19 protein-coding genes and 2 tRNA genes are annotated in these 25,429 nt (G+C 46.3%); 9 read left to right on the forward strand and 12 right to left on the reverse strand.

Features of this window, described 5'->3' with window-relative positions:
- Nucleotides 1–24: 24 nt before the first annotated feature.
- The 6 genes from ACYRYG_RS09035 (at nt 25) to nadC (ending at nt 5,664) form a co-directional block, all read left to right on the forward strand.
- Nucleotides 25–97, forward strand: a tRNA-Phe gene (locus ACYRYG_RS09035).
- 83 nt (nt 98–180) lie between these two features.
- Nucleotides 181–1,575 carry a glycoside hydrolase family 28 protein gene (locus ACYRYG_RS09040; protein WP_460198024.1) on the forward strand — a complete coding sequence of 465 codons (1,395 nt, stop codon included), beginning with the start codon at nt 181–183 and terminating at the stop codon, nt 1,573–1,575.
- A gap of 116 nt (nt 1,576–1,691) precedes the next feature.
- Nucleotides 1,692–1,776 (forward strand) — tRNA-Ser (locus tag ACYRYG_RS09045).
- A gap of 329 nt (nt 1,777–2,105) precedes the next feature.
- The gene (gene nadB / locus ACYRYG_RS09050; protein ID WP_460198025.1) at nt 2,106–3,695 is read left to right on the forward strand and encodes an L-aspartate oxidase; all 1,590 of its coding nucleotides are present in this window, start codon (nt 2,106–2,108) and stop codon (nt 3,693–3,695) included.
- 41 nt (nt 3,696–3,736) lie between these two features.
- On the forward strand, nt 3,737–4,729 hold the full coding sequence (gene nadA, locus ACYRYG_RS09055) for a quinolinate synthase NadA (RefSeq protein WP_293424828.1): 993 nt from the start codon (nt 3,737–3,739) through the stop codon (nt 4,727–4,729).
- Between the two features lie 59 nt (nt 4,730–4,788).
- Nucleotides 4,789–5,664, forward strand: a complete 876-nt coding sequence (gene nadC / locus ACYRYG_RS09060) for a carboxylating nicotinate-nucleotide diphosphorylase (protein ID WP_293427780.1) — start codon at nt 4,789–4,791, stop codon at nt 5,662–5,664.
- 156 nt (nt 5,665–5,820) lie between these two features.
- On the opposite strand, the gene ACYRYG_RS09065 is transcribed toward nadC, so the two are convergent.
- A complete protein-coding gene (locus ACYRYG_RS09065) occupies nt 5,821–7,173 on the reverse strand; it encodes a DUF389 domain-containing protein (RefSeq protein ID WP_460198026.1) in 1,353 nt (450 codons plus the stop codon).
- Nucleotides 7,174–7,633: 460 nt separating this feature from the next.
- Between ACYRYG_RS09065 and ACYRYG_RS09070 the strand changes: the two genes are divergently transcribed.
- Genes ACYRYG_RS09070 through xpt form a run of 3 tightly spaced genes read left to right on the forward strand, consistent with a single transcriptional unit; the run spans nt 7,634 to nt 10,017 of the window.
- A complete protein-coding gene (locus ACYRYG_RS09070) occupies nt 7,634–8,080 on the forward strand; it encodes a cold-shock protein (protein ID WP_293418406.1) in 447 nt (148 codons plus the stop codon).
- Nucleotides 8,081–8,101: 21 nt separating this feature from the next.
- Entirely contained in the window at nt 8,102–9,451 is a 1,350-nt protein-coding gene (locus ACYRYG_RS09075; RefSeq protein WP_293423709.1) for a replication-associated recombination protein A, read from the forward strand.
- Nucleotides 9,448–10,017, forward strand: a complete 570-nt coding sequence (gene xpt / locus ACYRYG_RS09080) for a xanthine phosphoribosyltransferase (RefSeq protein WP_293418402.1) — start codon at nt 9,448–9,450, stop codon at nt 10,015–10,017. The genes ACYRYG_RS09075 and xpt overlap by 4 nt, the downstream gene beginning before the upstream one ends.
- An 85-nt stretch (nt 10,018–10,102) precedes the next feature.
- Here xpt and aldA read toward each other — a convergent pair whose 3' ends face one another.
- The 11 genes from aldA to ACYRYG_RS09135 form a co-directional block, all read right to left on the reverse strand.
- Nucleotides 10,103–11,548 carry an aldehyde dehydrogenase gene (aldA, locus tag ACYRYG_RS09085; protein WP_293418400.1) on the reverse strand — a complete coding sequence of 482 codons (1,446 nt, stop codon included), beginning with the start codon at nt 11,546–11,548 and terminating at the stop codon, nt 10,103–10,105.
- Between the two features lie 166 nt (nt 11,549–11,714).
- A complete protein-coding gene (locus tag ACYRYG_RS09090) occupies nt 11,715–12,104 on the reverse strand; it encodes a rhodanese-like domain-containing protein (protein WP_460198027.1) in 390 nt (129 codons plus the stop codon).
- Complete coding sequence (glf, locus tag ACYRYG_RS09095) at nt 12,094–13,233, reverse strand: UDP-galactopyranose mutase (protein ID WP_293418396.1); 1,140 nt, start codon at nt 13,231–13,233, stop codon at nt 12,094–12,096. Before glf ends, ACYRYG_RS09090 begins: the two co-directional genes overlap by 11 nt.
- Nucleotides 13,234–13,451: 218 nt before the next feature.
- Complete coding sequence (locus ACYRYG_RS09100; RefSeq protein ID WP_460198028.1) at nt 13,452–15,605, reverse strand: HD family phosphohydrolase; 2,154 nt, start codon at nt 15,603–15,605, stop codon at nt 13,452–13,454.
- A 188-nt stretch (nt 15,606–15,793) separates the two neighbouring features.
- A complete protein-coding gene (locus tag ACYRYG_RS09105; protein ID WP_293418410.1) occupies nt 15,794–16,321 on the reverse strand; it encodes a nitroreductase in 528 nt (175 codons plus the stop codon).
- A gap of 68 nt (nt 16,322–16,389) precedes the next feature.
- A complete protein-coding gene (locus ACYRYG_RS09110) occupies nt 16,390–17,769 on the reverse strand; it encodes an NAD(P)/FAD-dependent oxidoreductase (RefSeq protein ID WP_293418392.1) in 1,380 nt (459 codons plus the stop codon).
- A gap of 284 nt (nt 17,770–18,053) precedes the next feature.
- Nucleotides 18,054–20,129 (reverse strand): glutaminase family protein, encoded by a 2,076-nt coding sequence (locus ACYRYG_RS09115; protein WP_460198029.1) that lies wholly within the window; start codon nt 20,127–20,129, stop codon nt 18,054–18,056.
- Between the two features lie 403 nt (nt 20,130–20,532).
- Entirely contained in the window at nt 20,533–22,107 is a 1,575-nt protein-coding gene (locus tag ACYRYG_RS09120; protein WP_460198030.1) for a DHA2 family efflux MFS transporter permease subunit, read from the reverse strand.
- Nucleotides 22,108–23,175 carry an HlyD family secretion protein gene (locus ACYRYG_RS09125; RefSeq protein ID WP_460198031.1) on the reverse strand — a complete coding sequence of 356 codons (1,068 nt, stop codon included), beginning with the start codon at nt 23,173–23,175 and terminating at the stop codon, nt 22,108–22,110.
- Entirely contained in the window at nt 23,172–24,491 is a 1,320-nt protein-coding gene (locus tag ACYRYG_RS09130) for a TolC family protein (RefSeq protein WP_460198032.1), read from the reverse strand. Before ACYRYG_RS09130 ends, ACYRYG_RS09125 begins: the two co-directional genes overlap by 4 nt.
- Before the next feature lie 74 nt (nt 24,492–24,565).
- Nucleotides 24,566–25,171, reverse strand: a complete 606-nt coding sequence (locus ACYRYG_RS09135; RefSeq protein WP_293418382.1) for a TetR/AcrR family transcriptional regulator — start codon at nt 25,169–25,171, stop codon at nt 24,566–24,568.
- Nucleotides 25,172–25,429 lie beyond the last annotated feature (258 nt).

A 25,429-nucleotide genomic window follows, 5' to 3' on the forward strand; every position in this document is an offset into this window, starting at 1 on the left:
TGCAACCGCAAAACAAAAAGATGGGGTGCCTTAGCTCAGGTGGTAGAGCATCGGACTGAAAATCCGTGTGTCCTTGGTTCAACTCCAAGAGGTACCACTCCTCCTTTCACTGAGGCGGTTCGTTAATAGCGGCCGCCTCTTTTTATTTATATACCCTACTTTAAACTAATCCTGAACGACATGAAAAAGATTTATGCACTTATTCTGTCTGCCTTGGTCTTCGAGGCTGCCTATGCAGACAATGGCTACCTGAAATATTATCAGAACCTTCCGGTCCAGATGCCGGCAGTGACGGCTCCCGTCATCCCGGTAACACGGACATCGCTTTCTGATTTCGGCGGCCGTGGAGATGGAGTCACCTCGAACACAAAGGTTTTCCGGGCAGCTATCCTTTCTCTCAGCCAACGAGGCGGCGGCCATCTGGAAGTACCGGACGGTATCTATCTCACAGGACCGATCAGTATGATGAGCAATATTGACCTCCATCTGGAGAAAAACGCAATTATCGTCTTCTCCCCTGACAAGAAAGAATACCAGCAAATGGATAACGGAGTACCTGAGCTCCGAACCGTTCCTGAAATCAGTGGTAATGGACTGGAGAATATTTCCATTACGGGAGAAGGGGCCATAGACGGTAACGGCGAATGGTGGAGGTATGCCAAAAAGGGCAAAATGAACGATGAGGAATGGAAGCAACTCCTGGAGATGGGAGGAACGGTATCGGATGACGGACAAGCCTGGTATCCTTTCAACTTGAAACATTTCGACAATATCGCCTCCACTGCTAAAATTCAGGAGCATCTGCGTAACCGGCTGATCCTGTTCAAGGATTGCCGCAACATCATGATTCAAGGCGTCACCGTCATGAACTCACCACAATTTCATATTGTTCCGCAGAGTTGCAGCAACGTTATTATAGATGGTGTTACTGTCAGATGCCCGTGGAATGCTCAAAACGGCGATGCGATGGATATTGGCAACTGCAGGAACGTTCTCATTGTCAACAACACCATCAATGCCGGTGATGACGGTATCTGCATGAAAGGTGGCACCGGTGCAGGTGGAGCAGCCAAGGGACCATGTGAGAATATCAACATCCAGGACAATGTGGTCTTCCATGCCCATGGTGGTTTTGTCATAGGCAGTGATGTTTCGGGTGGGATGAAGAACATCGTGGTCCGTAACAACCGTTTTATGGGAACGGACACCGGACTGCGTTTCAAAAGTGCCATAGGCCGTGGCGGACCCACACGGAATATTTTTATCGATCATATCTATATGACTGACATCAAAGACCAGGCCATCGTCTTCCAATGTGACTATGAGGATCCTCATGGAAAGTCGGAGGTCAACGGAAAAAAGAATGACTATTCACCTGACTTTAAAGATATTCATATCAGTGATGTGGTTTGTCGTGGAGCACGGATAGGCATCTCCGCCAATGGCGCACCCGGTATGGTTCATGACATTGACATTAAAAATACAACTATTTTCTATACTCAGAAATCTACGGACATCAACAAGAACTGTGGCATCAGCCTGCAGGAGGTGAGATTTTTCACCTTCAGCCACTGACAACAGTTGAAACGTCCATTTTTATTCTAAAAAATGAATACATAATTTGGTAGAACAGAAAAATAGTTATACCTTTGCACTCGCATTAGGAAACCGTTCGGTTCAATCCTCAATGAGGAGAGATGGTAGAGTGGTCGATTACAACGGTCTTGAAAACCGTCGTACCGCGAGGTACCGGGGGTTCGAATCCCTCTCTCTCCGCTGAGTTACTGATAAACCAGTACTTTATCTAAAATATCCCCAATTTTTGCGAATTGGGGATATTTTGTTTCTATACCTTAAAAAACAGCAAGAAGAACAGAGTGGATAACTAAGGTAGCAGAAGACCATAAGTATATTTGAATTAAATATTCGAAAAATCAGATATATTCAGCAAACCTGACTTAATTTCTTCCATTATCAAATCGTAAGTCGAACAGCACTTAATCTTCATCTTTCGTTCAATATATCGATAAAAAGCAATAGATATGAAAGGGATTATCAATCTTTTTACTACCTTTGTACCCAACTGAGACATACATATAAACTTCATGATTTACAAATTTGACTTTCTCATTATTGGCGGTGGCGTCGCCGGTATGAGCTATGCATTAAAAGTAGCTAACAGCGGCAAAGGCAAAGTTGCCTTAGTGTGTAAAACCACGCTTGACGAAACAAATACTTCAAAAGCTCAGGGAGGCATCGCTTCTGTAACCAATCTCAAAGTGGACAATTTCGACAAGCATATAGAAGACACGATGATCGCCGGAGATTTCATTTCCGACAGAAAGGCTGTAGAACATGTAGTACGAAATGCACCGGAAGCCATTAATGACTTGTTGCAGTGGGGAGTAAACTTTGACAAAAAAGAAGACGACTCCTTTGATTTGCACCGGGAAGGAGGACACAGTGAATTCCGGATCTTACACCACGCTGATGACACCGGCTATGAGATACAACGAGGCCTGATGGCTGCGGTCAAAGCAAACAAGAACATTACCATTTTCGAGAACCATTACGCTGTAGAGATAATCACCCAACATCATTTAGGCGTTGAGGTAACGCGCAAGACGCCGGACATAGAATGCTATGGCGCCTATATCCTGAATCCTGACACACAGAAGATAGATACCTTCCTGAGTCGCGTCACTCTCATGGCCACAGGTGGTACCGGTGCCGTATATGCCACAACCTCCAACCCCAACATCGCAACCGGCGATGGTATCGCTATGGTTTACCGAGCTAAAGGCACTGTAAAAGACATGGAGTTTGTCCAGTTTCACCCTACCGTACTATATAATCTGGCAGAGACCCATCCGGCCTTTCTCATTACGGAAGCACTGCGTGGCTATGGTGGCATACTGCGGCTGCCCGACGGCGAGGAATTTATGCAGAAGTATGACAAACGCCTGTCTTTAGCCCCTCGCGACATTGTGGCAAGGGCCATCGACCGGGAGATGAAGATCCATGGACTCAACCACGTTTGTCTCGATGTAACCCATAAGGATGCTGAAGAAACAAAGAAGCATTTCCCGCACATTTATGCCAAGTGTCTGTCTATAGGCATCGATATCACAAAACAGTATATCCCCGTATGCCCCAGCACTCACTACATGTGCGGAGGCATCAAGGTCGATCTCAACGGCGAGAGTTCGATCAAAAGACTTTATGCCGTGGGGGAATGCTCGTGCACAGGACTGCACGGCGGCAACCGTCTGGCCAGCAACTCGCTGATAGAGGCTGTGGTCTATGCCAAGTCTGCTGCAGAACATGCTATCAAGACCATTGACAATTATACCTATAACACCCAAGTTCCGGAATGGAACGATGAGGGCACGATGAGCAATGAGGAGAAAGTGCTCATCGCACAAGACGAAAGAGAAGTAGGCCAGATCATGTCAAACTATGTGGGCATCGTGCGCAGCAACTTACGCCTGCACCGGGCATGGAAGCGCCTTGACCTGTTGTATGAAGAGACTGAAGAACTCTTCAAGCGCGTGAAACCTACGCGGGACATCTGCGAACTGCGCAATATGATCAACGTAGGCTACCTGATCACGCGTCAGGCCATTGAGCGTAAGGAAAGCCGGGGACTGCACTATACGATAGACTATCCCAAACATGCCTACGACAAGAAATAACAAAGTGCCAGACCTCTAAAAACAGAAAAGACAACATGAAAATGACTGAGGAAAAATGGTTAAAGAAGGGGTTCATTGATGAAGCTGTTCCTGAGGGCATAGCAATCAAAGAGGAAATCCGCCGGATGTGTAAAGAAAAGAACGCCGTAATCATGGCTCACTACTATACAGACGGTGAGGTACAGGACATCGCCGATTTTGTAGGCGACAGTCTTGCGTTGGCACAACAGGCGGCGGCCACGGATGCTGACATCATCGTCATGTGCGGCGTTCACTTCATGGGTGAGACCAATAAGATATTATGCCCGGAAAAGACCGTACTCCTCCCCGACCTCAATGCTTCGTGCTCATTGGCCGAGAGTTGTCCGGCTGAAGACTTCAGGAAGTTTATTGAAGCCCACCCAGGGCACACGGTGATCAGTTATGTCAACACATCTGCCGCCGTCAAGGCTTTGACCGATGTGGTAGTCACCAGCAGCAATGCCCGCCAGATCGTGGAATCATTCCCCAGGGACACACCGATCATTTTCGGTCCGGACGAGAATCTCGGCGGATACATCAACAGCCTCACGGGTCGTAATATGGTGCTTTGGCACGGGGCCTGCCATGTGCACGAGAAGTTCTCCGTAGAGAAGATCCTAAAACTCAAAGAAGAACATCCCAATGCAAAAATACTCGCTCATCCGGAGTGCAAAGGACCTGTCGTGAAACTGGCTGACAAAGTAGGCAGTACAGCCGCCCTGCTTAAATTCAGCATCGCGGACGAAGCTCAGGAGTTCATCGTAGCCACCGAGAGCGGCATCCTTCATAAGATGCAGAAATCGGCTCCACACAAATTGTTCATCCCTGCCCCGCCCGACGACAGTACATGCGCATGCAACGAATGCAACTTCATGAAACTGATTACGCTGGAAAAGGTATACAACTGTTTGAAATATGAGTGGCCGGTCATTGAAGTCAACCCCCAGATTGCCCAAAAAGCCATTCGCCCCATCAACAAAATGCTCGAGTTATCCAGACAGTTGGGATTGTAATCAGCAAATACGGATATATCATCAAATCACAACTTAGATCATCATTCAACCATATAATTATGCTATCAGTAGACGAACTTAACGACAAGTTGATTGACTTGGCTTTTAGTGAGGACATCGGCGACGGCGATCACACCACCCTATGCTGTATTCCTACAGATGCCATAGGAGAAAGCAAACTGCTCATCAAACAGGAGGGCATTTTCGCCGGCATGGAGATTGCCCAAAAAGTACTTCACCGCTTTGACCCTGAATTGAAAATCCAAATATTTATCCACGATGGAGCACACGTGAAACCCGGTGACATCGTCATGAGCGTAAAAGGACGTGAGCAGAGTTTGCTTCAGACCGAGCGGCTCATGCTCAACATCTTGCAACGCATGAGTGGCATAGCAACCATGACCCATCGGTATCAGCAGGCCCTCATTGACGCCGGAACGAAGACCCGTGTGCTTGACACGCGCAAGACCACACCGGGAATGCGCATGATGGAAAAGGAGGCTGTCAAAATCGGCGGGGGTATGAACCATCGCATCGGTCTTTTCGACATGATTCTGCTTAAGGATAACCATATCGACTTCTGTGGCGGTGTGCACAATGCCATATCACGGGCCAAGGCATATTGCAAGACCCACCGGAAGGACCTGAAAATAGAGTGTGAAGTGCGCAACTTCAAAGAACTTGATGAAGCTCTTGCCGAGGGATGCGACCGCATCATGTTCGACAACTTCACACCAGAGGAAACACGTGAGGCTGTCAAGCGGGTAGCAGGACGTTGCGAGACGGAGTCGAGCGGAGGTATAACTTTTGACAACATGATCCCCTACGCCCAAGCCGGCGTAGACTTCATTTCTTTCGGTGCACTCACCCACAGCGTCACGGGATTGGATATGAGTTTTAAGGCAGCAGGCAGCGACAAACTGGTCATCAGGTAAGAGATGCATCAAGACAAATTCATTACCAGGCCGTGGAGACATTGTTACCAAGCCGTGGAGACATCGTTACCAGGCCGCGGAGACATCGTTACCAATATAGGGTAATACGCTTGTCAGAAGAAGGTAATGAATTCTGAATTAAGACCAATGATAATCTCAGTGATTGGTAGTAATCAGACGCACGCTGTCTGCCTTGATCCGGATCTGAAGCCATTTCCTCATACTTTCCCGCTGAACCGTATTGATATGCCGTCCATAACCAGTACCCACAATAGCAACCACATAATTTGCGACGGTATCCTTCTTGGACTGGGCAACAGGAGAAAGGGCCAGGGACAGGACTCCAGGATAGAGAGTGGACATCTCCCGGCGAACCTGAGGAGTCATCTCCTCATAACGCGTATAAGAAGTCAGTCGATCTTCCAGATTCACGATCCTGTTTTGCTGTGCCTGTATGGTCTGTGTATCCCCGCTCTTGAGATCAGACATCGCATTGATGCGATCCCCCAGCATGAGCAGACTGTCCGACTGTGAGCCCTGGATCACCTGAAGCCGATAACCTTTCAAGTGATAATCCGGTAATTTATCTTCGAATCCACGGATTGATTCTGCCGAAATCTCCTTACCGACAGCTACCAGTTTAAGCGTTTTTGTATCCGGATCCACCTGATTGGAAATGATCTGGGAACCTCTCACATTACATACATCCTTGATAAATGTATTGACATTATTTTTAAAAATGCTCTCACGGAAGATATGGACAGTCATCAACGCTGCCGGAATCATCGTGATGACGACAATAGAGATGATCCACCTGCGGACTCTTTTGGCGCGGGCCGCATTCTGTTGTTCTTTCCTGTGATATTTCATCATCCGGATTCCCAGGAAGGTAGACAAACAGATAAAGACCGTATTGATAAAGAACAGATAAATAGCCCCTAAGAAATAGTAAACATTAGCATGGGCAATACCATATCCTGCCGTACAAAGCGGAGGCATAAGCGCTGTAGCAATGGCAACGCCCGGAATGACATTTCCCTTCCCTTTTGTAGCAATGGCAATAAATCCGGCAGCGCCACCACAAAAGGCGATCAGGACATCATAAAGGGTGGGCGCAGTCCTCGCCAGCAATTCCGACTGAGCCTCACCGAAAGGAGAGAGCAGGAAATAAACAGTTGCCGTAACGATACTGATGATCGTAGCCCCCAGAAAGTTTTTAAGGGCTGATTTCAACAGCGCCAGGTCATTGATGCCCACAGCCAGCCCCATGCCGATGATCGGTCCCATCAAGGGAGAAATAAGCATGGCTCCAATGATTACAGCCGTTGAGTTGACATTAAGGCCCAAAGAAGCGATAAAGACAGCAAAAATGAGTATCCACAGTTGGGCGCCACGGAAATGCACGCCATTGGTAATATTCTCTATGACCGTCCTTTCATCTTCTCTGTCTGCAAAAATGTTGAAATAACTTTTCAACGTCTCCAGTAAAGATACATTTGTCTGTTCCATTTCCCGCATTAAGTACCTATAGAAGGCAAATATACGGAAAATCCATGAAAATCACAGCATAATCCGTCAAAAAAGACACTTTCTGTTACCCCAATATTCATTTCCCATCAGACATCAGCAAAAGAAAAGGACACAATAAAGGCATTATCTGATGAGTACATACCACACAACTTGCTATTCCGGATTTTTTTTTGTACCTTTGCAACAATAGAACAAAGATACTGTTATTGACCCGCCTATGCGTAACCATCCGTGACTTCTCCCACAGACCTTACCTAAGGAATCCCTCATTACCGCTTTCTTTATCAAGGTCCGATTCATCCTGACTCAACAGCTTTAAGCAGACTGACACGACTTTGACATCTATGGAGCAATAGGAAGTGAAGACTTTCTGTTTCACCTTTTGGTCCAAAAAAGAATTAAAATCAACCGGACTATCAATCCGCACATAATAAACAATATGGCAAAAAGTTTTTCATTTAACAAAAGACAGAAAGAAAAATTAAAACAGCAGAAGAAACTAGAAAAGCAAAAGCGCAAGGAACTCCGCAAAAGTCAAGGTAAGAGCTCCATGGATGATATGATTGCTTACGAGGACGATTACGGTCAGCTCCATTCCTCTCCGGACAACATTGTCAAAGATGAGGTGAAACTAGAAGATATTGAAGTCTCCACCCCAAAGAAGAGCGAAGACGAAGAGGAAAACGCTTTCCTGACAGGAAAGGTATCCTATCTCAATGTAGAAAAAGGCTATGGCTTTATCCAGCAGGAAGATACGAGAAACAGTTATTATTTCCGTCTGAGCAATGCTCCTGAAGAAATTGAGATAGAGGACAAGGTTACCTTTCTGACCGAAGACAGTGCAAGGGGCAAAAACGCTATACATATTGCCATTGTCAGCAGATAACCGAGGTATACCCTATTATCCATGGATCTTTTTGATTCCGCTGCTCAAGACCTGCGGTCAGATTCCGCTCCTCTGGCTTCCCGCATGCGGCCAACTACACTTGATGAGGTAGTTGGCCAGCAGCATATTATCGGGAAAGGGAAACTGCTCTATCGCTGTATCAAAGCTGATAAGTTGTCTTCCATTATTCTTTATGGTCCTCCCGGAACCGGAAAGACCACACTTGCCCGTGTGATTGCCAATACGACCAGCGCAGACTTCAGGCAAGTAAATGCAACGACCTCCGGCAAGAAAGACCTCGAAGAGGTGGTCAAGGCTGCCAAATATAATTTCGGGGCCTATCAGAAGAAAACGATCCTTTTTATTGACGAGATTCATCGGTTCAACAAAGCCCAACAGGACTACCTCCTGCCATACGTGGAAGACGGTACCGTCATCCTCATCGGCGCGACTACCGAGAATCCTTATTTTGAAGTGAATGGCGCGCTCCTTTCACGTTCCACCCTTTTCGAGTTGAAGCCGCTTACCCCCGACGATCTTCTGATTCTGGTCCAGCGCGCCTTTACCTGCAAGAAGGGCCTTGCCACAGCCCACGCCCGGATTGATCCGGACGCAGCCCGGTTTCTTGCCGAGACGGCCGACGGTGATGCACGCGCACTCTATAATGCACTTGAGTTGGCGACGGAGACCACAGACCGCGGTCAAGACGGGTGGATACACATTACCCTTGACACCGCACACGAATGCATTCAGAAACGGGTCATCCGCTACGACAAAAGTGGGGATCACCATTATGATACCATTTCAGCCTTCATCGAGAGCATGAAGCATACCGCTCCTGATGCCACTCTTTATTACCTTGCCCGTATGCTCGTTGCAGGAGAAGATCCGAAATACATAGCCCGCCGCATCTGTGTCTGCGCCTCCGAAGACATCGGGCTGGCCGATTCCAACGCCCTGGCAGTAGCCGTCAATGCCTTTCTTGCCGTAGAGCGTATCGGTATGCCCGAATGCCGGGAGATCCTTGCCCATGCCGCCCTTTATGTCTGTATGGCTCCGAAGTCTGATACCTGTCAAGGCATCAATACAGCCATGAAAGATGTACAAAGGACCGGCAACGCGGCTATTCCAGCGTTCCTCCAAGATGCAAGTTATAGCGGTGCACGCAAACTTGGTCGGGGGAAAGGACTCCTCAACATCCACAAATATCCGAATCATTATATCCAGCAACCCTGCCTGCCAAAAGAGCTATCAGACAGGACCTATTTCCATCCCACCGGTCAAGGAGATGAAAAACGATTAATCGACTATTTTAAAAAGATAACCCAGGAAGGGAACCATCACACAACAGAAAAAGAATCCGAAAGATGAAAATTCTCAATGAACGTATCCTAAAAGACGGAAAATGTTATCCGGGAGGTATCCTGAAAGTAGACCAGTTTCTCAACCACCAGATGGATCCGAATCTGATGAAGCAGTGCGCCGTAGAGTTCATCAAGCGCTATGCTGGAACAGAGATCAACAAAATCCTTACCATCGAAGCATCCGGTATCGCACCTGCCATCATGATGGGATTTCTCCTTGACCTGCCCGTAGTCTTTGCCAAGAAGAAGAAACCATCCACAATGGATCACCTGCTTTCAACGACCATTTTTTCCTTTACCAAGCAACGGGAATATCAGGTAGTCATCTCAAAAGACTACCTGACCCCAAAAGACAAAGTACTGTTCATTGATGATTTCCTGGCCTTCGGAAATGCCGCCAACGGGATCATTGATCTTTGCAGACAGGCCGGCTGTGACCTTGTCGGCATGGGCTTTATTATCGAAAAAGCTTTCCAGCATGGGCGAGAAGTTATCGAAAAACAAGGCATACGCTGCGAATCTCTGGCCATCGTCGAATCTCTCGACCACTGCAGGATCACGCTGAAAGATTAAATGACCCCCCTGGTAGAAGGGAGCAGGATAAGAGAAGAAAGAGGAGACTGACCACCGAAACAAGGTATCAGTCCCCTCTTAGAGTTTACTTGGCATCATAATGAGTATCCAGATATACCACATGAGTTTGCAGATATTCCTCCAGTCCGTGCTTACCGTCAGCACCGCCGATACCTGACTTCCTCCAACCGGCATGGAAGCCCTGGACAGCTTCAAAGTTCTCCCGGTTGATATACGTTTCACCATATTTCAATTCCCGGTTCAACTTTACGGCCATATCCAGATCCTTTGTATAGATAGACGATGTCAGGCCATACTCACAGTCATTGGCCATATTGATAGCCTCATCAATGGTATCATAGGTTACGACAGGCAGGACCGGGCCGAAAGTTTCCTTCTGCACAATATCCATATTCTGTTGTGCCTGATCAAGGATAGTCGGTTCAATAAAGTAACCTTTGTCCCCGATACGGTGGCCCCCGCAAATCAATTTACAACCCTGGTCTACCGCATGTTCAATCTTCTCCAGGACAGAATCCAGTGCCTTTCTCTCAATCAGCGGTCCCATATCCAACTCTGCTGTCCGGGATGGATCCCCCACCCTGACAGCCTTGAACCCGGCCACGAGCTTGTCCATAAAAGCATCTTTTATGCTCCTATGGACATACACACGTTCCACATTATTACATACCTGGCCCGTATTGATGATACGTGAGTCGATAATTGCCTTCACAGCCAAATCAAGATCAGCATCAGGCAGGACGATAGCAGGAGCCTTGCCGCCTAATTCCAGGGAAACCTTCGTAATATTCTCGGCGGCAGCATGCATGATCTGTTGACCGGCGCTCACGCTTCCCGTCAAGCTCACCATTCCCACCTTCGGATTCGAGGCCAGGGCATGGCCGACGACAGATCCCCGTCCAAACACCACATTCACCACCCCGTCCGGAAGTCCCACTTCCTGGCAGATCTGAGCGAAAACGTACATATTTTCAGGGGTCAACTGAGATGGTTTCATCACGATGGTATTTCCGGTGACCAGTGCCGGGGCAGCCTTTCTGGCAATCAGGAAGAACGGGAAATTCCACGGCAGGATACCAGCCGTAACCCCTATTGGACGTTTGAACAGAAAAATGTTCTCATTCGGACGGTCACTCGGTATCACTTCTCCCTCATAGCGGCGTGCCCATCCTGCCATATAGTCGAAATATTCCGCCGTAGAAGCGACCTCACCCGCAGCCAGCGTCTGGGTTTTCCCTCCTTCACGCACGATAATATCAGCAATCTCAGGAGATCGTCTCCGGATTTCCTCGGCAATCTTTCTCAAGTAAACAGCCCGTTCGACAGAAGGCGTCTTTTCCCAATCTCCCTGGGCCTTTTCAGCAGCTTCCACGGCCACGGCAGCATCTTCCGCCGTTCCGTCCGGCTGTCTACAGATTACTTTTTCTGTAGCCGGATTCAGCACATCAATCCATTTTCCTGATTTGTTCTGGACGAATTGTCCATTAATAAACATTTTTAGTTCTTTCATAGCATTATCGGATAAATAAGTAAAAATAAAGTCTCTCACACTTTCTCTGATGGAAACAAAGATAGTGATAAAAGGCCCAGATTGTTCTAATCCGGTCCTATTTGCACAATATTTAACATTTCTTCAAAATCCTGTACATTGAAGGCCTCTCCCGGCGCGACAGGACCTATTTATCCAAGGGATGCCCCGATTGTACCCATTCCTGTAATCCTCTATCCAGATTGACCACTTTGAATCCCTCTTTTTTCAAGATCCTGGCAGCTCTCATACCCCTGATTCCAGTCTTACAATAGACATAAGTACGCTGCTTCCGATCCAGTTTCCGCAAAGCCTTGTCTTTAAAATCAGGCTGCTTCACATCTATATTGACGGCATACGCAATATGGCCCGTACGATACTCTTCCGGAGTACGGACATCAACCAGTTGGACATGATTTTCCATTATCGCCTGCTCAAACTGACCGGCACTTTCCGTTTTGATCGCCCTTCCTGCCGTACAACTGGATAGCGTAAGCCCTATCACGATGATGACGATTCCAGCTATTTTATTTTTCATTTTCATCGAATATACGTAACACCTTATCTACGATCGGTGCCATATCATAATATTTATACTCAGCCAGTCTTCCGCCGAAGATCACATTTTTCTCCTGATCAGCAAGCGTCTTGTACCTCAGATACAAGTCATTATTACGCTTATCATTTACAGGATAATAAGGTTCCATGCCTTCTTTCCACTCCGTGGAATATTCGCGCGAGATGACCGTCTTCGGATTCTTATACACGTCCTGGCCGAACATTTCAAAGTGCTTATGCTCTATGATACGCGTATAAGGGACTTCACGGGCGGTGTAGTTGACGACCGCATTGCCCTGATAGTTAGGCATATCCAGCACTTCCTGTTCAAACTTCACCGTGCGGTACTGAAGTTTTCCGAAACGATACCCGAAAAACTCATCTATTTTTCCGGTAAACACCATCTGATCAGCCATAGCGCGCCATTTATCCGGATGAGCGAAATAGTCCTCTCCTGCCACCGTATCTGCATCCCTCAAAAGGCTACGGATAAGTACGTTATAGCCACCCTTGGGGATACCCTGATAAGCATCATTGAAATAATTATTGTCAAAGACAAGCCTCACCGGCAATCTCCGGATGATGAAAGCAGGTAACTCCGTACACTTCCTGCCCCACTGTTTCTCCGTATACCCTTTGATGAGCCGTTCATAGACCGTTTTGCCAATAAGCAACTGAGCCTGCTCTTCCAGGTTACGAGGTTCATGAACACCGACTGCATCCAGTTTCCGCCGCATCTCTGCCCGTTCAGAGTCTAATTTTTCCTGGGCCTCAGTAGGAGTCACTACTCCCCACATCTGATAAAAGGTGTTCATATTGAAAGGCAGATTATACAACTTCCCTTGATAGTTGGCTACCGGAGAATTCGTATACCGGTTAAACTCTACGATTGAATTGACAAAGTCCCACACCCGTTTACTGGAAGTATGAAAAATATGTGCACCGTATTTATGGACATGAATACCTGCCACATCCTCACAATAAAGATTACCTCCCAGTTGTGGTCTCTTGTCTATCACCAGGCACTTCTTTCCTCGTTGCATTGCCATAAAGGCAAACATAGCCCCATAAAGTCCAGAGCCTACGATCAAATAGTCATATTCAGCCATTGCCAATTTCTTAAATCCGTTATTTCATGTTGTTCCATAGAACTGTCAGAGTCACGTCACCGGTCTTAATCCGCCTTGCAACTCCTAATCTGTTTCAAAGGTAGGAAAATAAAATCGAAAGTGCAAGATTCAAATACTTTTTCTTAAAGGCTCATTATCCTCAGAAAGGAAGTTCCACAGAAACATGCCAAGAGCACTCCCCAAACGGGAACACCCTCTTAATGGTCAGCAGAATGAGTTCTTCCATGAGTAATATCCAACTTCAGAAGATTTGAGACCATTCTCTTTTTCTCCGGTTCACGAGGCGAAGAATCCGGATTCGGCTTTTTGAGTTCTGGATAGGAAATACGGGTATGATAAATGGACATCAAACGTTCAATGAGCACCACCTTAGCCTGTGCAATATCCCGGAAAGTAATAGGACATTCTTTGAAGAAGCCTTCTGCCACCTGTCCATCAATCAACCTGTTGACCAGATCACTGATGCTCTTTTCCGTATGCTCCGGCAATGATCGTGAGGCAGCTTCCACCATGTCCGTCATCATCAGGATAGCCTGTTCACGGGTAAACGGATTCGGACCGGGATAACGGAAATCTGCGGGATTTACTTCCTCGCCGGGATGCTCATTCTTATATTTCACATAAAAATACTTGGTCAGTCCCGTTCCATGATGCGTGACGATAAAGGCTTTCAGAACGCTCGGCAGACCGATCTGATCAGCAATCTTCATACCCCCCGTAACATGGCCGATAATAATCCGGGCACTTTCCTTGCAAGTCATCTTGGCATGAGGGTTCACACCAGCCTGATTCTCCGTAAAGAATACCGGATTGGTCATCTTCCCAATATCATGATACAAAGCTCCGGTACGAACCAGCAAACTGTTGGCACCAATCTTATTGGCAATTTCTGCAGCCAGGTTAGCAACAGTGATAGTATGCTGGAAGGTTCCCGGAGCGATCTCACTCAGTCTCCTTAATATCCCTTTGTTCGTATTGGACAGTTCTACCAGTGTCACATCAGAGACAAACCCGAAAGTCTTCTCTATCAGATACATCAGAGGATTAGCCAATAGCAGGAACACGCCATTAATAAAGAAATAGGTATACATGCTCCGGTCCATCCTCATGACATGATTGCTCTGCAGCAGATTCAGGGAGAAATATACAGCTACGCTGGCCAGGGTGACAAACAATGCCGTCTTGATGAACTGCAGACGGCTGGAAAGTTCACGCAGGGAATAGATTGCCACAATTCCCGCTATCAACTGGACGATAATAAACTCATACTGGTATTTTACTGCCGCGGCACAGATCAGGATCATCGTAGCATGAGTGACAAAAGCTGTCCTGGAATCCATAAATACCCTTACAAAGATAGGGGCCAGGGCAAAAGGAATGATATAAACGCTGAAAATATTATGCTCCATCATCAGTGAAGTCAGTATGGGAAAGATGATGATCATGGAATAGAGCATCATGATATTACGAGTCTTGTCAAAATAGTCTTTCCGGAACAAGAACAAATATAAGGTGAAGAGCACAACGAGAACAGATACGAAAATCAATTGCCCGACGGTGGTAGAGGTCAATTCTGCCCGGGTAGCACTCCTTCGCTTCATCTCTTTCTCGTATGAGTTCAGCACCCGGTATTCATAGTCGTCAATGATTTGTCCCCTGTCAATAATTTTCTGCCCTCTCAGCACCATTCCACTGGCCAGAGGGATAGCACCCAGAAGATCTTTTTTCTCCGCCATACTCTTTTTCCGGTCATAGACAAGATTCGGCTCGATATAATCATTCAGGTTACAACGTTGAAGGATCGGACGCTCCTTATTCAGTTTCTCATCTATAAAGACTTGCTCGTAAGCTGCAATGGTAGAATAAATCCTGCTTACCTGGGTATTCAGAGCCCGTTTCCCCTCAACGATCCGGATCGTGCTGGTAGAATCCTTATAGATGGCATTATATTCCGGAGTACTGATAATGCCTGACTGATAGAACTGATGGAGACGATCTGCTATCAAGGAAACATAATCTTTAGGCAGGCCCGGAATGCCCGCCTTGAAATCATGAATGAATCGGGTAATATTATCTTTTTCGATCTGTGGATCATAACTGTAATAGGGCTGATACTTTCTCATCAGGGAATCCTTTTCCCCTTGAACAATCTCGTCAGTTTTATAAACAGGAAAATCAAACTTAGCTATAAATGCCCCGTACATCCAAGGTTTACCAATATCATAGCTGAACTGCCGGCCTTCATTCCGTGGCAGAAACCAGACGATAATGAGGACTGTAACACTAATAAAGCCAACCCTTTTCAAGAAATCACGCCAATGGTGGTCGTCCCGCTGTTTGAATAATTTCATGACTATTCTTTAAAAACGTTTATTCCTTGCGAAAGTACAAAAAAAAAGCAAAATACTGAAATCAATCAGATAAAGTCATAAAAAAGCACTGTACCTTCTTATCAGATACAATGCTCACCTTTTTCTTGCTATCCGAAATTCCAGACTCGCCCCCTGCCGTCAACTGAATATCACACCGGAGACATTCTTCACTTGATGATCCGGTAATAATCAGGTTTACGAGGCTTGACGGTATGCGGGTAGCTTGCGGCATAGCCCAGGGAGAGAGCACCCACTCCCACGAGGCCTTCTTCAGGAAGTCCCCACTGCTTCAGCAGAGCTTTACCTTCTTCTGTCCTGAACATAGCATCTTCACGGTTGATCCAACAGGAAGCCAGGCCGATGGAATGAGCTGCCAGCATCATATTTTCCAGAACCAGACTTCCGTCCTTAATATTGTTAACCCAGTCTGCCGGAGCAAAGACCAAGACGAGCGTCGGTGCGTCATAGTAAGGATTACCGGTAGTGCCCATCACCTGTGCGTTCATCCTGACCAATTGTCCGATTTGCTCCTTGTTCTGGACTGCGACGATCCAGGGATCCTGTTTCCCCATGCCGGTAGGAGCCCATGTCCCCGCATCCAGGACTACCTTCAATTCATCATCCTTAATCTGTTCTGCCTTAAAACGGCGGATGCTTCTTCTCTCTCTGATTGCTCTTAATACCTCATTATCCATCATCAATTCATTTTATATTATTTAAAGATCAAGAGAAACCCACTGAACAGAAGGACCCCTGTTAAAATTCAATTCCCCCCGTTCACAGTAGCCTTCGTCTCCTCCTCTTCCTTGATAAGATCTTCTCCCCAGTGTGTCACAGCCTCACGTGCCTCCCGCTCTTTCTCTACCTTTGCTTTTTTAGGATAGAAAATCATGCGTAAGGACTGATTATAATTGAAATAGTTCCACACCCAGTTCAATAGCACAACAGCCTTGTTCCGAACTCCCAGGATAGAACGCAGATGAACCACCAGCCACAACACCCACGCGAAGAAACCCTGGATCTTGACGGTCTTGAAATCGGCCACAGCCTTATTACGTCCCACCGTAGCCATAGAGCCCAGATTTTTGTAATGAAAGGACTTCATCTCCTTCCCCTTCTCCAGCCGGCAGATATTCTTTGCCAGCAACTGCCCCTGCTGGATAGCCACCTGTGCCAACTGCGGATGTCCTTTCGGATAACTTTCATCACCACTCATGATACATTGATCGCCGATGGCAAAGACACTATCCATACCAGGTATCCGATTGAATTCATCCACTTTGATCCGGCCGCCATGGCCGATCATCGACGGATCCATATTACCGATAGAGACCCCTGCGATACCACTTACCCAGATGAATGTGCGAGTAGCGATCTCACTGCCGTCCTGAAGAAGGACTTTATAGTTTTTATAATCCATCACCCGCTTGTTCAACAGGATATTAACTCCCATACGGCGAAGGAATCTCTCTGCTTTTTGAGAAGCTTCCGGTGACATCGCCGAGAGCAACTTAGAGGAAGCCTCTATCAGATAGATATTAATCAGACTATGGTCCAGTTCCGGATAATCATGCGGGATCACACTCTTCTTCATCTCAGAAAGGACCCCGGCGACCTCCACACCAGTAGCACCTCCCCCGACAATGACAAAATTCAGCAACTCCTGGCGTTCCAGATCCGTCGCACAGGTGATCGCCCGTTCCAGATTGGCCAGTATTGCATTCTGAAGTCCCATGGCTTCCGACACATTCTTCATCGGCATCGCTTCCTCTGCTATATGCTTGTTGCCATAGTAATTGGTCGTTGCACCAGCTGCCAGGACGAGATAATCATAATCTACTTTCCCTATAGAGGTCTGAATGATCTTCTTATCAGGAAATACTGAACGGACCTCTGCCATTCGAAAATAAATATTGCGGTTTTTCTTGAAGATCCTCCGAAAGGGGAAAGAAATAGAACTCGGTTCCATTCCTGCCGAAGCCACTTGATAGATCAGTGGTTGAAATTGATGATAGTCGTTCTTATCAATCAGAATAATCTGCATGCCTGAATGGCGCAATTTGTTTGCCAACTTCAGTCCACCGAAGCCACCACCTACGATGACTACTCGCTTTTTACCATTTCTGTCAATATTCAAACTCATTTTCCAAACTATATTATCAAGTAATTCGCAAAATTACTAAAATAACCTTATTATTACAAGCATGAACGGACAAAATATGTTAAAATAGAATTGGTTCAAATCGAGAAATTATATCATTCCATATCTTTATTTCCATCCTTTACTAAAAAAGATCCAACCCATCGGGAGGTTCCAGATACCTTTCCCCATCAGTTGGATCTTATTCAAAGAGAAATTCCGGAAACTTTGACAGAATCATTCATTCCATTACCGGCATTCCTGTAGCACGAATCATCCTGTCACCTTCAACGGTTACCCTTATTTGCCGTCCGTTCAGACGCTAATTTATCCTCCAGAACCTTCATCCAGTATCCACCGATGACGGAACGAGCCTTGAAGCCTACCATCTTGCCGTCGGTCGTCTCATGCCAGTCACTGATCGGTACCCGTGAAGGAGTCTCATTGATATATCTGTAGACCGGAGCGACAAACTTCAGGAAAGTTTTTGTATTCGGGCTCATGGCTGCCGTCCACATGATCCAGTCACTCTTGGTATATGTCTTCCGGCAGTCCAGGGGCAGGCCGTACTTGTTCTGATGCTTGAGATAATAGGAGATCTCACGCTCCATCGTACCCTTGGGGAACAGGTACGTTGCCCACAACTTATCCCAGATCATATTATATTTCTGGCTCCAGGTCCCCGGGCGGTCAAAGGACAGACGGTAATGATCACCATCCTTCGCATGTTCTGACCACCACTGGGCCATATCCCGTGCAATCTTGCCATACTTTTCAGCCGTAGACTGCTCTCCTTTCAGAGCTGCCATACGGGCATAGCCTTCTATTCCCATGATTGCCTTCACCGATAAGTTACAGTTATGGGCCCAGTGACCCGCAAAATCATCCGTGCAGAGCTGGTTGGCAGGATCCTGACCGTTCTTCACCAGATAGTCAGCCCACGTGGTCAGAATGTCCCAGTAAGGGTCCACATAATGAGTATTCCCGTCCAACTGGCACAGCATGGAAGAAAGGATAAGCATGTTACCCGACTCCTCCACCGGCATATCACCGCCATAGACCTGACCGTCGGCAATAGGGTAAGTCCCCTGATCATGAGCCGCGAAAGGCTTGGTATAGCGTCCGCTCCGGCTGTACTCGAAGATACTGGTCATCATCGCCTTCTCCAGCGTCGGATTGTAGCAGAAGAACAGCGGAGCCTCAGGATAGGTAAGGTCCACCGTATTCACACACCCGTTGGAATTGTTCTCCTTCGAAAAGAACAACAGGTGGCCGTCCTTGTCCTCAAACAACTTATGAGCAGCCATCACATGGCGATAGGAGCCGGAGAGGATCTCAGCATACTGCACATCGCCCGACTTCAGGCCGTCGTCATAGATTGTCTTGTCCAGACTGCGGCACTGGTCCATGATCGAGGAATAACGGTCCCCCAGGTCCTTGAAAGCCTCGAAGATCGTCTTGCCGTTCCTGGTCCAATATCCTTTATAGCGGTGATACATGTATTCTATGTCCTGTACCTCGTCATAGCCCAGCATGGCAAAGCTGGAAATCGGGCTGCTGACCTGGCCGAAATCGTGGACATAGGCCAGGACCGGTGAAGTTGAAGACTTGTAAGAGAAGATCTCTTTCTTACCCGCAGGCAACCGGCCACTGCTGATAAAACTGCCCCGAACCTCATCAGACGTACCCAGACTCACCTTACCGTTGACCGCCGGAAGGTAAACATAGCCCCAGTCAATGCAGATCCCGTCACCCTTTTTGGCCAGGATGGGCTGGTCAATGGTCCCACTTTCCAGGACTTCCATTCCAGCCTTGTACAGTTTACGGGAACGTGTAGGCTGGTCTGCCGTATTCTGTGCAATCTCCGGACTGGCCGACAGGTAAAGTTGGACGTCATGGCTTTTCTTGTCCTTCGAACTCACCTGATACGAGATGTAGTTTACCGGCGTGGAAATCAGGTCCAGGTCATGGATCAGCATCGGAGCCGTGAAGACCAGGTTCAACTCCACCGGGCCGCACTCAAACGAATAATAAGTATCCGTAGCCAGCACGCTGACCGATTCCTGACGCGCCGTTCGGACACCAGCTTCTCCGGAACCCATAAAACGGTAGACGGTGCCATCTACACGAAGCAAGCCGTCAAGGGGCTTGGGGGATCCGGTCCAGTGGGCCGTCGGACCATCCGTAAGATGATCATACGGTGACCAGATCGAGAAATACGGGTCATTGACCACCAGTGGAACTGACGGAAGACGCAGGTGGGTAGCCCTGTAAGGCTGGAAGAACTCCGGTGTCTGCGCCTGAACGCTCACACCAGCACAAAGAGCAAATAGAAAGATTGCTAATTTCTTATAAACATTCATATTGATTTAAGTTAGAAAAAATGTCTAGAAATATACGTGACAGAAAGGTTGATCGTTTAAATTCACTGACAGACAGAAACCTATAGCATTTTCCTTGATATTTTACCTTCCTCAGCCTCTCCCCAGCCACAGGGGAAAAGTAAAGAAATCCCTGTCCAGACAGACCTTTCACCCGCAAAGATAATAAAAATAAGCCTAATGGACAAATAATTTCTTTTTGCTGCCCATTATTTTCATAGTTCATCCAGCTCATACGAAGAAAATGATGGCATACCGGAGTTCACCATGCCGGTACACCATCATACTTGCAAGACAGAATCTTCTGAAATTAAGAAGTAAATATAATCCAAATGCAGATTATAACCTAACGCAAAAATCATATTCTATAGAAAGGCGTTATTCTCTATCTGCAAGATTTCTTTGATTTTTTTCTTTTCTTCAGAAAGAACATAAAAAACAGTGACAGCACACTGATGACTGCCAGCATCCTGAAAGAGGAAAGATAACTGAGCAATTCTGAATTTTTCAGGACTTCAACATTCAGCAGGCCGTTGCATACCGTTTGGGCTGAATTTGCATTCATCCCTGAACTCTGAAGCAGATGTGACATACCCTGAACGGTCTCCATTGTACTATTGGAATACGGGGTGATGTCTGCAGACAACTGCGACTGATACAGAGCCTGGGCATTTGTGATGTGGGTACCGATCATGGCCAGTCCCACAGCTCCGCCCAGTTGCTTTGCCATATTGCTCAGTCCTGCTCCTTGTCCGAGATCCGGACCAGAAAGTCCCTGAATGGACATCATGATAACCGGCAGCATGAACAGGCCTATGCCAAGGCCTCTGAAAAGCAAAGGAATGAATAATCCGGCAAAGGAAGAATTCTCTGACTGAAAACTCATCCACATTCCAAAAATAAAGGTACAGATAAAACCACTCGTTATCATTATCTTCGGGTCAACACCTTTGCCTATTGCTTTCTGGGAGAAAACCAATCCGACAGTGGACATCAATGCTCCCGGCATCAGTGCCAAACCGCTCATTGTTGCGGTCCATTCCAGATTGATCTGGGCCATCAGGGGGAATGCGTACACTGCAATATAGAGGATGGCTCCGATTATAAAACTGAAAAGGACGCCGAGAGCCAGATTCCGGTATTGTCCCAGCAACCTGATATTCACTGCCGGCATCTCTGCCGTGAGTTCCCTGTATATAAAAGCAAGAAGGCCGATACCGGCAATGACGCTGAAAAGAAGGATAATATGACTGTCAAACCAGTTTTTGGAGTTTCCCTCTTCCAGCACATACTGGAGACTGCCTATACCAACGGAAAGAAACAGGATACCCCACCAGTCAATATTCCCTTTCAGCTCATGATTCTTCTCATTAGGTATCGACAACCAGGATGTGGTTGCAGCCAATAACCCTAAGGGTACGTTGATATAAAAGACCCAGTGCCAGGAATAGTTGTCTGTGATAAATCCTCCCAGAGTGGGGCCCAGAGCCGGACCGGCTGCTATGCCGATACCGTAGATGACACTTGCCAGGCCTAACTGCTTCGGGGGGTACGATGCTGCCAGGATTGTCTGCGACTGTGTCATCAGGGCTCCGCCTCCCAGTCCCTGGATAAAACGCCACAGGATCAGTTCCCATAATTCTGTCGAATTGCCACACATAAATGATGAGATGGTAAAGATGAGTATGGAAGCCGTGAAATAGACTTTTGTTCCAAACAACTCGGCGAGCATTCCACTCAGGGGGATAATGATGACGTTGGAGATAGCAAAGGCTGTAATGACCCATGCGACATCTGTGGTGGAAGCGCCTAAACTTCCGGCTATGTGGCGTAAGGATACGTTGACGACCGTCGAATCAATGATTGCCAGCAATGATGCGACGACACATGTACCCACAATGACGGCGCGGACGATACCGGTCGGATATTCGATATTTTCGACAACTGCCTTATTTTGCATTTATCTGGTTTTTACGGATACGACGACATTCATTCCCGGCAGAAGCTGTTGTCTGATATTTGCATCGGCCAGATGGATGCGGACAGGAATACGCTGGGTGATCTTGATAAAATTGCCTGTCGCATTCTCAGCCGGCAATAATGAGAACTTGCTATTCGTGGCTGCACAGAAACTTTCTACCTTTCCCGCCAGTTTCAATCCGGGATAAGCATCTACCTTGACCTCTACTGACTGCCCTGCTTTCATATCATCCAACTGGGTTTCCTTGAAATTAGCGGTAATCCAGATATTCGAGATATTGATCAATGAAGCCAAAGCTGTACCGGAGGGAACAAACTGCCCGACTTCGATATTCTTTTTCGAGATCACGCCATCACATGGTGCAATAACGAAGGCATGCTTGTACTGATCCTCAGCCAAGGATAGTTGGGCATAGGCCTGTTTAATATGTGCAAGGGCCTGTTTGACTTGTGTATAATGGATATCGGTCTGCATCCGGGTCATAGACTTCTGGGCCGCCAGAGAATTAAATTGCTTATACGATGCCCCCTCCTGAGCTTTTGCCATTTGCCAGGCTGCCTTCATCTGATCATAAGTTTGCTGGGTAGCAGCTCCGGAGCGGTACATCTTCTCGACTCTTCTGAAATCTGCTTCTGACTGCCATGCCTTTGCTTCAGCTGCCAATATGCTTTCTTTCGCTGAACCTGCGTTGAAAGCTGCAGCCAACTCACCGAACTTGGATGCGGAAATCTGCTTCTTGCACGATTCGAGTTCTATGTGTGCTGACGCTACCTGAGCCTCAGCCTGGATGACCTGAGATTTCAAACTGACCGTGTCGAAGACGACCAGAGTATCTCCCTTTCTTACCTGTTGGTTATCATGAAACAGAATCCGGTCGACATAGCCGGTTACAGATGTACGCAACGGAATAATATTGCCATCGATACAGGCATCATCAGTTGATTCATAGCACCAGTTATGATAGGCCATACTCACTCCCAGACACAAGATAACGACACCAGCTGCAATGACCGCTGTCAGAACTTTTTTTGACTTTAGATTTTTCATTTCTCTATTTCCATATTATTCCTGTTCAACAATGTTTTTATCTTAGCTCTATCCATCAGGTATTCTATATGATGGATAGACTTGTTGATGATTGCCTGTGCCTCATCATTCAGTTTGATCAGATAGTCCGTCAGAGTTATCGAACCATTTTTCAACTGTACGGCTGCCACCTCTTTTATATGGGAACGAATATTTATGATTTCTCCGTCACTATTCTCCAATTCTCGATTCTTCAACAAGTCAGTATTCAAATTATTGATTTTCGTGTTCATGTCTATCTCATACATCGATTGCTGGTTCCTCGTCATTTCATCATTTATGTTGATTAAATGCCTCTGATGGGATTTATTATAAAGCGCATCAAGATTCCAGGTCAGTGTTACCCCGGCAATACCAGAACAATGAGTGGTATAGTCCATTAAGTTCAAGCCGGGCCTCCCATAATAGCCATTGGCAAATAATGATAATCTGGGAAGAGCCTCAGCATTCAATTCCTTCAATTTCCACTTTGCACTCTGATGCTGCAATCTGAATATCTCAAAATCAGGACGTGAGGAATAGTCTTTATCCACAATATCCCGTTCCTCTGGAAGGTCAAGCATATCCGTTGAATCTACAGGTTCCTGGGTATATGAGGACAAAGTCGTGTATTTCTGACACAGCGATGCTCTCACCTCTGTTTCCTGCTGGTTTAACTGAATGATATTCGCATCAATTTCCTGAATATCGGTCTTCAAGGATACTCCTTCCTGAACGGCAGCTAATATATCTTTTTTCCTCTGCTCCAGATCTGCCCTCTTAAACTGTACAGTCTTGATCTGTTCCTTACCGATCAGGATGTCCTCAAACAAATCATCCACCACCCCTTCTACCTGCAGCATGGATGATCCGACCTCACAGGATGCCATATCTGCATCCAAACCGCTGATCTGCTTTTGTATATGGCCCATACCTCCATCATAAACCAACTGGGAAACATACATGTTTCCTCCATACTGGTATTTCTCTCCTTTCTTGATATTGATTCCTAATTTATTCTCAACATCTTTAGGAATATTAATGGAAGATACCTCAGATTGATACGAATTCTTTACGGAAACCGACGTTTGGGGCAGCCATTGTGTATTAATATTTTTCTCAGACTCGACCTTCTGCTCACCGATAAGCGCCAGACGCTTTGCATAAGGATACTTCTGATAAGCAGAATGAATCAGTTGATCCAATGTATAATGCCTGCCTGTCCGGGCACAAGAGGATAGCGGAAGCATCATTCCGACCATCATTATCTTTATGGGCAATCGTGAAAATAAATTCATTCGTTAACCTCCATTTTCGAATATATTAAACGTTATTGTTCAACAATTTAGTTGATTTTAAAGCAAAAAAAAAACTATTTAAAGATGATATGCTTGATCCATACCGGCAGATGTCTCTTCAAGGAATTGCGATAACTGAGCCATTTCTCTTCGTCCCATCTACAGATCATCATGTACAACGGTCCTGCGATAAACGGGAACATAGTGAGACTAGAGACCACGACCGCAAACTCCTCTACAGAATTCACGGTGACTTCGCCCTTCTCATACGCTTCCTTTAACTGTTGCCTGAAGACCGTACTATGCCTATTATTGTTGACTATTTTTTTAAAGAACTCGGGATCCCTCGATGACTCATGCAGGGCAAAAATCAGCATATCTGGATGATTATAAGCCAAATCAATCTCAGAAGCAATATAATTGTCAACCTTTTCTTCAAAAGAAGAATCTGAATTCAGGTTTTCCCTGAAAGTCACTATAAATTGAGAGGCGACAGACTTCACGACTTCGTTGGACAACATTTTTTTATCCCGGAAGTAATAGTGCAGCATAGACCGGTTGATAGAAGCCAGATCCGCAATATCCTGCATACGGGCACCCTGAAGGCCATCTCTCAAAAAGATCTTCTTGGCAGCCCCCAATATTCTTTCTTCTGTATCGTTATCTTTATACTTAGTCATAAATGTTCAACAAAATTGTTGATGCAAATTTAAACTAAAAAATTAATCATTGTTCTATTATCATTATGTTTTTAACAAAGAATAACAACTGGTCAACTGCTTTGTTATCATTTCCATACAATATATACCCCATAAAGAAGTTCGCGCTATCACAGAGATCTCATCGAAATGTCTGAAATAAGCATTCTGTAAGCACAATAAGTTACATTAAAAAATAAAAATAAACCAAAATGACAGCATATTAGCGAAAAACAAGTA

Source organism: Segatella asaccharophila (genome assembly GCF_054687055.1).

Excerpts from the sequence above, each read along its gene's own strand:
- ACYRYG_RS09100 (WP_460198028.1), bottom strand. The coding sequence starts at position 15,605 with ATGAAATTATTCAAACAGCGGGACGACCACCATTGGCGTGATTTCTTG.
- ACYRYG_RS09125 (WP_460198031.1), bottom strand. The coding sequence starts at position 23,175 with ATGAAAAATCTAAAGTCAAAAAAAGTTCTGACAGCGGTCATTGCAGCT.
- ACYRYG_RS09090 (WP_460198027.1), bottom strand. The coding sequence starts at position 12,104 with ATGAAAAATAAAATAGCTGGAATCGTCATCATCGTGATAGGGCTTACG.
- nadB (WP_460198025.1), top strand. The coding sequence starts at position 2,106 with ATGATTTACAAATTTGACTTTCTCATTATTGGCGGTGGCGTCGCCGGT.
- ACYRYG_RS09070 (WP_293418406.1), top strand. The coding sequence starts at position 7,634 with ATGGCAAAAAGTTTTTCATTTAACAAAAGACAGAAAGAAAAATTAAAA.
- ACYRYG_RS09120 (WP_460198030.1), bottom strand. The coding sequence starts at position 22,107 with ATGCAAAATAAGGCAGTTGTCGAAAATATCGAATATCCGACCGGTATC.
- ACYRYG_RS09115 (WP_460198029.1), bottom strand. The coding sequence starts at position 20,129 with ATGAATGTTTATAAGAAATTAGCAATCTTTCTATTTGCTCTTTGTGCT.
- ACYRYG_RS09040 (WP_460198024.1), top strand. The coding sequence starts at position 181 with ATGAAAAAGATTTATGCACTTATTCTGTCTGCCTTGGTCTTCGAGGCT.
- ACYRYG_RS09135 (WP_293418382.1), bottom strand. The coding sequence starts at position 25,171 with ATGACTAAGTATAAAGATAACGATACAGAAGAAAGAATATTGGGGGCT.
- glf (WP_293418396.1), bottom strand. The coding sequence starts at position 13,233 with ATGGCTGAATATGACTATTTGATCGTAGGCTCTGGACTTTATGGGGCT.
- ACYRYG_RS09065 (WP_460198026.1), bottom strand. The coding sequence starts at position 7,173 with ATGGAACAGACAAATGTATCTTTACTGGAGACGTTGAAAAGTTATTTC.
- ACYRYG_RS09075 (WP_293423709.1), top strand. The coding sequence starts at position 8,102 with ATGGATCTTTTTGATTCCGCTGCTCAAGACCTGCGGTCAGATTCCGCT.
- nadA (WP_293424828.1), top strand. The coding sequence starts at position 3,737 with ATGACTGAGGAAAAATGGTTAAAGAAGGGGTTCATTGATGAAGCTGTT.
- ACYRYG_RS09105 (WP_293418410.1), bottom strand. The coding sequence starts at position 16,321 with ATGGATAATGAGGTATTAAGAGCAATCAGAGAGAGAAGAAGCATCCGC.
- aldA (WP_293418400.1), bottom strand. The coding sequence starts at position 11,548 with ATGAAAGAACTAAAAATGTTTATTAATGGACAATTCGTCCAGAACAAA.
- ACYRYG_RS09110 (WP_293418392.1), bottom strand. The coding sequence starts at position 17,769 with ATGAGTTTGAATATTGACAGAAATGGTAAAAAGCGAGTAGTCATCGTA.
- xpt (WP_293418402.1), top strand. The coding sequence starts at position 9,448 with ATGAAAATTCTCAATGAACGTATCCTAAAAGACGGAAAATGTTATCCG.
- ACYRYG_RS09130 (WP_460198032.1), bottom strand. The coding sequence starts at position 24,491 with ATGAATTTATTTTCACGATTGCCCATAAAGATAATGATGGTCGGAATG.
- nadC (WP_293427780.1), top strand. The coding sequence starts at position 4,789 with ATGCTATCAGTAGACGAACTTAACGACAAGTTGATTGACTTGGCTTTT.